Here is a 10,401-nt window from a genome sequence, read left to right as displayed (position 1 = left end):
TGAGTCCAGTGCAATACCGGACTCACATCCCATCGGCCGCTTAAATTCTTTGTCTAACTTTTTGGGTTCAGTTCAATGCGGACGGCTCATTTACATAATTATCGTTAGAGGAAGTAATATATTGATAGGTGCAACAATAATTACAAATCTTTTATATGTTTTCTAATATCAGCGGCTATTTTGGTAGGATCATCAATCTCAAAAAAGACATATTTATATTTTTCATGACCTTCTAATTCAATCATTACGAGAGGGACTCTATTTTCATAAGAGAGAAAGTACCATTCGTCAGCATATTTAAAACTTCCTTCAAAAATATTGAGAGAAGAAATTGATGTTCCGGGCATACGAAGCATCCATTGTGGAGCATCAAAATAGTCAACATATACACTCTTAATCGTGTTATAAGGCATTTTTAATTTTAGTTTTAATGCAAGTAATCCTGTTACCCCATTTAGTTTTAGAATTATACCTTCATTATCAAACAGTATTTCTTTCCCCATAATTTCCCCACTTCCTCTCATAAAATAAAAAGCCATAGCAAACCCCTCTCGTTTTGAAGAGGGAAACGCTTCTTACTTCTGTTTGTTCTCTTTTAAAAGTTTGATAATCTGTTCATTTTGCTTGATTTGTTGCTCGGAGTTATTTCTAATCAGCCGAAGGTTGTCCCAAATCAGAATGAGAAAAACGAGTGGAACCATTGCAAACAATACAGACAGCATAATATCTCTCCCTTTTTCCTAATTGTACCATTTAGGAAGAGTAATAAGGTGCTGAAAGTTGGATGTATATCGTATACATGTGTGGTTGACATAACGTCTCATTATAGGGATTCAATGTATTTAGAAGACTATTAAAAGTCCTCCAGATTGTTTAACTGGAGGACTTTTATGTTCACATAGTTATCGTTATTGGAAGTTGATTAATATCAATTTATTTGTTTTATAAGTTAAATCGATATTAACTAAATTCCTAAATATTGAAATATCACGATTTTTTGTGTGTTATTTAAAGCAACTTTCTTCGTTTTTAAAAAGGAGTTATTTTGTTCGTTCAAAAATAATCTCAAAGTAATTTGCGTACCCCATAGTTGGTGGTGCAAAGATTTGAACAAACTTCCAACCTTCTTCAGCATGTTCGGCAATAATACGTTTATAATCTTCTTTAGGTTCCCCAGTCCATTTATTAGCTTCGACTTTAACAAATTTGTAATCGTACATATTCTCTCCTCCTTTTCCTAATTGTATCATTTAGAAGAGGTGATATGTTTTGTAATTCTAGTTGTATATTGTATACGTGATCGGTTAACATAACGTCTCATTATAAGTAGTAAATTTAGATAGCAAAATGCTGATGTTTTTGTTATTTTATGGATATAAATTTCTAGGAGTGATAGCAATGGATGAAATTGAATTATTTTTACCTAGTTTAGAATTTGAACAAGAAATTATAAATTACAAGAACGAATACCCCTATAGTCCAAATGGAATTGAAGGAACCTCTTCATTAGCTTTTAAAAACAGCGTAACGGACTGGTTAGATTATTTAAAAATAAACGAAAATCGAAAAACTGTTCCTGACAATCGGGTACCAGCAATTCAGTATATTGCCGTTAAAAAGAGCGATAGTTCAATTGTAGGTATGTTGAATTTAAGATTAGAATTAAATGACTATTTATTGAACTATGCAGGGCATATTGGATATTCTGTAAAACCAAGTGAAAGAAAAAAAGGATATGGTTCAAAAATGCTAAGATTAGCATTGGCAAAATCAAAAATATTAGGGCTTAATAAAATCCTTGTAACGTGTGCCGATGATAATTTGGGTTCAATAGGGATAATAGAAAATAATAACGGTGTATTAGAAGATAAAAGGTTAGATCCTAATGATGGGAAATTGACTAGAAGATACTGGATATCATTATAATTAAAACTATAATTTTTATCTATTAACTTGTATAAACCCATGAATATTATATACATATAAAGTTAACATAACGTCCTATTATCGGTAGCGAAGAAAAAGACGAATCCTTATTCTCACAAGGGAATCGTCTTTTTTTGTTCTATGGATCTATGTATTTTTTTATACATTCCTATCCTGACTCGTTTTTAGGGTTCTTGTTTGATATTGGATTAGCCCAAAAACTGTATAAAATCTTGCATGCTCTTAGCGTGGTTTTTTTCCAAAATGCTGGCGGTACCCCATGCCCATCAAGCTAAGTTATGAAAGTACCCTAAAAACAAATTTTTTACTTGATGACGATGTGATAGAATTCCATAATAGGATTATTTAATAGATTAGTTGAGATAAAGATCAGGATAGTTAGAGGAATGCTTTTTTCTACTTTTCTAAAATCACAGAGATTATCAATAAAAAAATAATAATAAATAATAAATATTTATTGAAAAACGATAAATATAGTGTTAATATTTTAAAAAAGATAGACAAGGATGAAGAAGGATGAAAAAATTATTATTAGTTGGACTTTCTACAATAACTTTGATTATTATTGGTTTTGTCTCTTATATTACATTAACAACGAAAGATCCATTAAGTGAGAAAGAATTTCCGAAAACTCGAGAAAAGGCAAAGGAAACTGCTATTGAATATTTTCAAAAAGAAAAACAGTTAGATGTTGTTATAACTGAAGTTGGAGTAACCGGAGAAATGGGATATAAAGTTTGGATCGAAGGACATGAGCTGAATAATGAACAAAAAAAGATTCGTGCGATTATAGATGTTGCAAAAGAAGATAAATATAAAGTAATAAGTTCTAATATCGATTAAATATAAATTATTACGTATAATTGTTATTGCCTTATTAATATGATTCATCATAGAACTCTACCTATAAAATGAAAAAAGCGCTATCCTGTTTGTAGAAATATACAGAAAGGATAACGTCTTTTGTGCTTTATGGATAGTGTAAAATCTTAGCTTGATAGCGATGTAGCCGGACCTCTAAAATAAACTATTTTGGCTCAATATTAATATTTATTTTCAGTTATTAGGTGGAAAAACACTTACTGATATGTCCGACTTATACAATTGCTCTAATATCTTTTGGCCTTTACAATATACTTCTGCATAACCATATTTATCTACTAAATCAATTCTTACAAAAATTGTTTCTTCGGTATTGCACCACCACTCAAAATATTTATCTGAAAATGATTCTCTCTTAATTTTATTTAAAGCTTCCGTTTTTTTAAACTCATCAATTTCACTAATTTTAGCCCCACGTGTTAGCCAAGTTTTATGCTTATTAACCATATAGTATTTAATTGCATCATCGTCTAAAAATTCTTCTATATTGTCAGCTCTAATGAAAAAACGTCCCATGCAGAAACGATATATTTTCCCATCCTCATCAATACAAGGTCCAAAATCTCCTGCATAATGATAATCCATACATTGAACATAGTATTTTCCGTTTTCCTTTGTAAAAAACTTAAGTTCATATTTTTCTTCAAATTTATTGAAGAAAAACATATCCATTTGGAAACCTTCATAAAATCTTTCACCAATTTTATACCAAATACCACCAAATGCTACTTGAAAATCAATTACTTTATCAAAAAAAGGTATTCCTTCTTTGGCAAATACTCTTTTAATCTCATCTTTATTTTTAATTGTATCAACTTTCTTACCAGATAATATCATGTCATTTACTGTCTCAGATAGAATTTTTTTCTCCATACTTTTATACCCCTCATATGAATTTTTGTTACGAATTTTATAACAACTATTCTTTAGTTTATATATTATACATATTAACTCTTTTGACTATCTACATAAAGGATATAGGCCAATAAAAAATCACTTCTCGTTCTCAATTTTTTCGTTTTGGGGTATTCGCTTTTCTTAGCTTGATGGCGATGTGGCGATACCCCCATATTTAAATAAGCGCTTGTCTAATTTTCCATAACTGTTTTCTTCATCATAAGTAAAAAAATATATGTAAATGGAGTTTTCTTATCTTTTTTACTAATATGATGAAAAATCAATTATGGGAAAATTAAACAAACGTTTGTTAAAAATGTTTTAGTTAGAAATCAATGTGTTAGATATGATGATGACAATTATCCACTTTGTTAAATTTTGCTTTTGTTATATAAATTTTATATAACAAAGAAAAAATTAATTAATACAAGGACTAGGAATATAAAAATGAATAGAATGAATTTATTGGCTTAAATGAAAGTTCGATAAAAAGATGCTGAGAAGATTCATTTCATCATAAAAAGAAACCCTTGTATTTTGAACAATGATTGTTCAAAATACAAGGGTTTTATAACTTACCTCTCAAAAATTATATAAAAAAGATTGATCATTTTGGTAGGCAAATAACTTATAAACTTACAAATTCACTTTCTATATTATCTTGTTCGTAACGAATGGTAGTAAGTCGCTATTAATGTCGTTAACATTGGAATGGCAATGACAAGTGAAACTAAGAAAACTATTTCAAATATTGTACTTAATAATCCAGAACTAATCGAATAAACTATATAACTTATAATAAGTAGAACTGTACTGATCACAACTGTTGACATAACTGATTTTCTAACATTTTTTATCTTCTCCCGTTTTGTTTCTTTATCTGTATAAATTGGCTTTGTACCAGGTTTCGCTTTAAATAGGTGCATATTAAAACTTGAACAAATATACTCCCAACCGGATAATTGAAACATTTCAATATATTCTTCTAATTCATTCTCCCCTAATTCTCTTATATCAAGACTAAAAATAACATCTTCAGCGACGCCTTTTTCTAATTCATATCCCATTCTTTTAAAGCGTTTCACAATCCATCCTTTTGCAGCATACTTTTTTAATTTTTCTAAATCCTTTTCTTCAGAAAAAGCAATTCCATTTGACGTTATGTATTTTGTTTCTCCCATCTTAGTTCTCCCCTTTTAATCCATTTTCAGCAAAATCAAGCATCGTTTTTCGTCTCGAAATATCTTGCTCCAACACTTCTCTTCCTTTAGCTGTCAAAACATAAACTTTTCTACGTGAATCTGAATCATCAAATAGTTCAATGTAGGATTCAGTTATTAACTTTTTAATAATTGTGTATAGTGATGCAGGCCCAATTACTACTTGCCCATTCGTTAATTCTTCAATCAAACTCATCACTGCATATCCATGTCTTGGTTTTGTAAACCCCGCCATAATATAAAATACAGAATCGGTTAATTGTTCTAATGACTTCATTTTCTCCCCACTTTCTATATCACTAAATGATATATCTAAAAATAATATATCATTTAGTGATATATTATTCAATAAAAAAATGGAATAAATATTCAATTTCATTCCATCTTCAAATAAAATTCGTATGAAACTATATCTCAAATCCTCAATTACACTAGAAAACATGTCACAGATAAATAAAAAACATCTAAATTAAATTAGATGCGAAAGGTATCAAGTATATTATCTTTCTCTTCTTTATTAATCCCAATGTATCTTAATGTGATTTGTGGTGTACTATGATTCAATATTTCTTGTAACATAGCAATATCTTTTGTTTGCTTGTAAAACCAATATCCAAATGTTTTACGCATGGTATGGGTACCTAAAGATTCGACTCCGGCAAAATCCCCGGCTTTTTGTAACTGTCGATAGGCTTGAATTTTACTTATAGGTTTATCACCTTTTCGAGAAGGAAATAACCAGGTACTTTTTAGATCCTCAGCGTATGGAAGTACTTCCTCAAAAATGGATGTAGACTTTTTGATACGATTTTTGTGGACTTTATTACATTGGAATAAAAAATGATTTGGCTACGCAAAATACTCTTTATTGAATTTTAATTACATAGGAGTATGAGAATGGATACAGCATTTAAAAAAGTATTTAAATTACTCGCTTTAACAATCGGCTTCATTGTTTTGGCAATGGTGACAATTTATAGTCTGTTTTTTATGCACTAGTTTTTTATGGGAACTATCAATCACATGTGAACACAACTGAGGGAGGTATTTTCCTAGCACAGAAACAAGGGGTGTGCCTCAATCATATGTAGCTATCAAAAGGGAATGGATAGGTCAGGGCATTCACCACCACATCGCTACACATACAACAGTAGGACAGTAAGGTGCGGTGCTGGGTGCGAGGATAGGTAACAGTACTAGTACTAATAACAGTACCAGTAACAGTACCAGTACTGACAGTAGCGAGGCACGAGGACAGCGACAGGGCATGGCACACACCACGAGGCGAGGACAACAGCAAGGAAGGAACGAATGAAGAACAATGAAGGAAGAATGAAACAACAAACAAACATGAATGACAACAGTAAGATCAGTGGGATAAATGGGAGGAACGAACCATGTAGAGGATTGGCGATACCTACTATATTTTTATATTCGGATATAAGGCGGTATACTATGGGGGCAGGCATGGTACATAGCGTCGTCTGGTCTCCGCTACAAATACGCAATAAATTTCAAATGTTTTTGGGGATAACAAGTCACCGAGATTCGCAATTCTGACTCATGTTGCTTTGAAATAAAGTTTGATCAAAAATACCTCGCAAACCCCTATTTTACGGCAAATAAGAATAATCCATTTTGAAAAAAAGATTGATCAGAATGGATTATTCTTAAGTATATTTAAGTTTCGGCTTTATAAAAAAAATTGATCATTTTTGTGATCTTTCCTCCATTAAAGCGCCCGATTGTTGAATAGGATTTTATTAGAGTAATTGAAAATTGACTATTTCACTTATTATTCTAATGCTTTTTTAACTGATTCAATTGCATGAATTTCTGTTGTATCGAATAAAGGAACTTCTGAATCCTCTTGTTTGACTAATAATCCAATTTCCGTGCATCCTAATATTATTCCTTCAGCACCATTATCAACCAAGTTCGTGATTACTTTTTTGTAATAATCCCTTGATGATTGCTCTATATTACCTAAACATAACTCTTCATATATAACCTTGTTAATCATCTCTCGTTCAGAATTATTTGGAACCAAAACCTTTATACCATTTGACTTTATTCGTGCTTTATAAAAGTCTTGCTCCATAGTGTACTTAGTACCTAATAGCCCCACTGTATGAAGATTTGACTTTTTTATTTGATTAGCAGTTGCATCAGCAATATGTAAAATAGGAATATTTATTTTTTCCTCAACATAATCTATTACTTTATGCATCGTATTTGTACAAATAACAATAAAATCTGCCCCTCCTTTTTCTAATGAATAGGCTACATCCCCTAACAATTTACCTGCTTCCTCCCACTTACCATCTGCTTGAAATCGCTCGATTTCTTCAAAATCAACACTATATAAAAGACATTTTGCCGAATGTAATCCACCCAATTTGTTTTTGACCTCTTTATTAATAATTCGATAATACTCAACCGACGATTCCCAGCTCATTCCACCTATTAATCCTATAGTTTTCATAAAAGTACCTCCATGTCCTTTTGAAATATATATCCAATTATACAATGGCTTTTAAAAAATTATATTTTTTATTGAGCTATACTCCCTTAGAAAAAGAACGACTGCTCTTGTTCAACAATCTGGCCCGATTACTGAAAAAGAAAAAATCCTGCACACCAACACGGGATTTTGATCAAACTTTTTTACATATTATCAATCTTTATTTTAAATGATCAGACTTTTTTATAAATTATCAAACTTTGTTTTAAAGCCACAACTCAATAACTTTTTCTTTATGGGCAAAGCCCTTACTACTTGTCTTGTACAGCGTTATGGAATGGGGGGTGGTTAAGGTTTTTGCTATAATCAAATAGTCGTATCTTGAAAAATAAATTTGGCGGAGTTTGGGGAATCCTTTTCGGCACAATTTACCTCGCTGCGGATTAACAGATAGAGTTACTCACTTCCTTGAAGGAAGGGCAAAACATTACAAAAAGGAGGAATTGCTACATGGCAACAGAAAGAGAAATTGAACTTGCAAAACAGATACTAGCAAAGTTAACAGCGATGGATAATAAGCTAGAAAAATTAGATGGTAGATTAGATAAGTTAGATGGAAGTCTAGATAAATTGGATAAAAGAATGGATAGCTTAGAGGGAAAAATGGATAGTTCGGAAGGTATTTTTAAGGGATTACAAGCTACTTTTGAAAATGGCTTTCGTGATATTCATAGAGAATTAGATGAAATCAGTGAAATAAATAAGAATCGAAAATCAGCAAAGGAAATCGTTGAGGGAATCGCTGGTAAGGGTAAATAAAATAACCTTGTTACTATCCGGGGTCACCATATCATTCTGGGAAAATTGTACGCTAAGGGAAACCAAACCTTATCGTTACAGCCTTATTTAGAGATAACTACATGTCCAGAAAGATAAAAACCTAAGTTTAATTAAACATTGATTTATTTACACACTTTATGAACATGATTATAGCTAGAAAACGTTGATATTATTGAGTTTTATCCTCTGTTCATAAACATAAGATTTTCTGGACAGATGTCTCTTAACGAACAGAAAACGCTTAAAATGTGTCCAAATTGTGTCTAAACGTACAATTTTCCCGAAATGGTATGGTGAGGCCTTTAATGTCTTAAATACGCATAACCCCGTTCCAATTTTAGAACGGGGTTAAATTAATTTTTTTTAGTTTTTGATGTGATATACTTCCATATTAAAAATATAATAACACACATTCGTTTAAATATAGTTTGGGTTATTCCACAATCACTCCTGATTGCTATAGATCAATAATTTTTTTGAGGTTCTCAATTTAGCAGGGTAAATAGTGATTTATCGGTAATTGTTATGAATTGGTTGGAACAAATCCTCTCGGCTGGTCCGAACAACAGAAAAATTGTCAACATTGTAATGACCATGAAGTATTTCATTATGATGACTTATTATCTTTTCAGCAGATAGGATTGAAGAATCTGTCGTTGAATGACCATCCCCAACTAAAGTAACATCAAAATGATTCACCGTTGCAGTTCTAACCGCTGTGTCAATACAATGTTCTGTTTTACATCCCATGATAATAAGGTGTTCGATCTCGTTTTCCTTTAAAAAATCCATTAATAATGTACCATAAAACGCATTTGTAGCTACTTTATCAAATATTTTTGCATTGGTTGGCACTTTTACTGTCTGGTGTATTTGAAAACCTGGACCTTGGCCCTCAGCAACATCTTTATCCCTCACAAAGATAATCAAAGCATGTGATTCTAGTGCTTTATCAATAACTAAATTAACATTATCTAACAATTCTTCTTTATTAAGCACATTTTTAGTTTCGTTATTACCATCAACTAATTCTTGTTGGACATCAATAATAAGCAAAGCTTGGTTCAATATAAAAACTCCTTTATGCTATAATTTATATATGTTCTCCATATCTTTCTTTATTCTAATAATCATAATATTGCCCTCTTTTATCTTTTGAACCTATTTCGTTACGAACCTAATAAGTAGTATTGTTATATGTTAAGAGAGCAGACACTACTAGATAGGGGTCTAGGTCTTTTGACAAGCTCTCCTTGACAATTAGGACATACATAATTCATTAATTTTGTACACTCCTCACAAAATGTACATTCATGTGTGCAAATAAAAGCCAAAGATTGCTCTTCAACCTTATTATTACATTTCTCACAGCATTTCCTCATCTCAAGTCCCATTTTTATTCCTCCAATAACATTTTTTTCATTATATACATAAAATTATAAATATAATATAATTTTGTTTAAATACAAATTATTAGCTATTTCATCCAAAAGACTTAAAAAATTTATTCATTATAAGCGTTTTGCTTTAAATAAAAAGGGGATGTTTAAAACGGACCATATTGACCGAAAGATTTTACATATTCTTCAAGAAGATGGACGCATATCTATGACTGAACTAGGAAAAATGGTGAACTTATCAACACCTGCTGCAAAAGAAAGAGTAAAAAAATTAGAGGATAAAAATATTATTACAGCCTATAGGGCAGTTATAAACCCAGAGAAATTAAATAAGAATGTAACGGCTTTTGTTTTGTTTGAATCAAAAAAATGTCAACAATTCAGAAATTTTTGCAAAGAAAATCCTATGGTCTTTGAGTGCCACAGATTAGCTGGACAATATAGTTATTTGGTGAAAATAGTCACTGAATCGGTACAAAATTTAGAAGAATTTATAGATGCTTCAATGGAATTTGGCTATCCATCAACTTTAATTAACTTATCATCACCAGTAAAATATAGATGTATTTTTTAGAATAGAGTTCTTCGAAGCTATTTAAGAAATTCTGCCACATGAGACTATCAAAGTAACAAAACAAGAATTCCCTAAAATGAAAAAAATACGTTATTCTTTCTGTAGAATCATAGGAAAGGATGGCGTTTTTGTATGTCTATTTCTGTATCTGATGAATTACAACTATTTGCTCAAGAG

12 protein-coding genes and 1 pseudogene are annotated in these 10,401 nt (G+C 31.0%); 4 read left to right on the top strand and 9 right to left on the bottom strand.

The genetic code is table 11. The annotated features are described in order from the left end of the window. Positions 1-140: 140 nt before the first annotated feature. Together JDS80_RS29770 and JDS80_RS29765 are read right to left on the bottom strand one after the other, a co-directional pair. The gene (locus JDS80_RS29770; protein WP_199640708.1) at positions 141-503 is read right to left on the bottom strand and encodes a hypothetical protein; all 363 of its coding nucleotides are present in this window, start codon (positions 501-503) and stop codon (positions 141-143) included. Positions 504-1,040: 537 nt separating this feature from the next. After that, positions 1,041-1,220, bottom strand: coding sequence for a DUF4177 domain-containing protein (locus JDS80_RS29765; RefSeq protein WP_097861244.1), 180 nt, complete (start codon positions 1,218-1,220; stop codon positions 1,041-1,043). A gap of 178 nt (positions 1,221-1,398) precedes the next feature. Between JDS80_RS29765 and JDS80_RS29760 the strand changes: the two genes are divergently transcribed. Then, positions 1,399-1,926: a GNAT family N-acetyltransferase gene (locus JDS80_RS29760; protein ID WP_199640707.1), complete on the top strand. Its 528-nt coding sequence runs from the start codon at positions 1,399-1,401 to the stop codon at positions 1,924-1,926. Positions 1,927-2,463: 537 nt separating this feature from the next. Next, positions 2,464-2,790, top strand: coding sequence for a hypothetical protein (locus JDS80_RS29755; RefSeq protein ID WP_048567251.1), 327 nt, complete (start codon positions 2,464-2,466; stop codon positions 2,788-2,790). 213 nt (positions 2,791-3,003) lie between these two features. Here JDS80_RS29755 and JDS80_RS29750 read toward each other — a convergent pair whose 3' ends face one another. From JDS80_RS29750 to JDS80_RS29730, 5 genes and pseudogenes are all read right to left on the bottom strand, one after another. Then, positions 3,004-3,702, bottom strand: a complete 699-nt coding sequence (locus JDS80_RS29750) for a hypothetical protein (RefSeq protein WP_199640706.1) — start codon at positions 3,700-3,702, stop codon at positions 3,004-3,006. Between the two features lie 680 nt (positions 3,703-4,382). Further along, on the bottom strand, positions 4,383-4,907 hold the full coding sequence (locus JDS80_RS29745) for a DUF2812 domain-containing protein (RefSeq protein ID WP_071770960.1): 525 nt from the start codon (positions 4,905-4,907) through the stop codon (positions 4,383-4,385). 1 nt (position 4,908) lies between these two features. Next, entirely contained in the window at positions 4,909-5,223 is a 315-nt protein-coding gene (locus JDS80_RS29740) for a PadR family transcriptional regulator (RefSeq protein WP_071770964.1), read from the bottom strand. Between the two features lie 197 nt (positions 5,224-5,420). Further along, a pseudogene (locus JDS80_RS29735) lies at positions 5,421-5,768 on the bottom strand (tyrosine-type recombinase/integrase); the annotation flags it as partial. A 973-nt stretch (positions 5,769-6,741) separates the two neighbouring features. Continuing rightward, positions 6,742-7,431, bottom strand: a complete 690-nt coding sequence (locus JDS80_RS29730) for an aspartate/glutamate racemase family protein (RefSeq protein ID WP_199640705.1) — start codon at positions 7,429-7,431, stop codon at positions 6,742-6,744. Between the two features lie 489 nt (positions 7,432-7,920). Here JDS80_RS29730 and JDS80_RS29725 point away from each other — a divergent pair, with 489 nt between their 5' ends. After that, positions 7,921-8,229, top strand: a complete 309-nt coding sequence (locus tag JDS80_RS29725) for a coiled-coil domain-containing protein (protein WP_199640704.1) — start codon at positions 7,921-7,923, stop codon at positions 8,227-8,229. 531 nt (positions 8,230-8,760) lie between these two features. Here JDS80_RS29725 and JDS80_RS29720 read toward each other — a convergent pair. Both JDS80_RS29720 and JDS80_RS29715 read right to left on the bottom strand, forming a co-directional pair. Continuing rightward, positions 8,761-9,318, bottom strand: a complete 558-nt coding sequence (locus tag JDS80_RS29720) for an isochorismatase family protein (RefSeq protein ID WP_199640703.1) — start codon at positions 9,316-9,318, stop codon at positions 8,761-8,763. Between the two features lie 125 nt (positions 9,319-9,443). Then, positions 9,444-9,644 carry a DUF1272 domain-containing protein gene (locus JDS80_RS29715; RefSeq protein WP_035434724.1) on the bottom strand — a complete coding sequence of 67 codons (201 nt, stop codon included), beginning with the start codon at positions 9,642-9,644 and terminating at the stop codon, positions 9,444-9,446. Between the two features lie 148 nt (positions 9,645-9,792). Between JDS80_RS29715 and JDS80_RS29710 the strand changes: the two genes are divergently transcribed. Then, complete coding sequence (locus JDS80_RS29710) at positions 9,793-10,224, top strand: Lrp/AsnC family transcriptional regulator (protein WP_199640702.1); 432 nt, start codon at positions 9,793-9,795, stop codon at positions 10,222-10,224. Positions 10,225-10,401: the final 177 nt, after the last annotated feature.

Source organism: Bacillus cereus group sp. N8, assembly GCF_016483685.1.
In the GTDB taxonomy this organism is placed as follows: domain Bacteria; phylum Bacillota; class Bacilli; order Bacillales; family Bacillaceae_G; genus Bacillus_A; species Bacillus_A proteolyticus.
The sequence above is the reverse complement of the archived record's forward strand: the minus strand, read 5'-3'. Positions and strand labels throughout refer to the sequence as shown.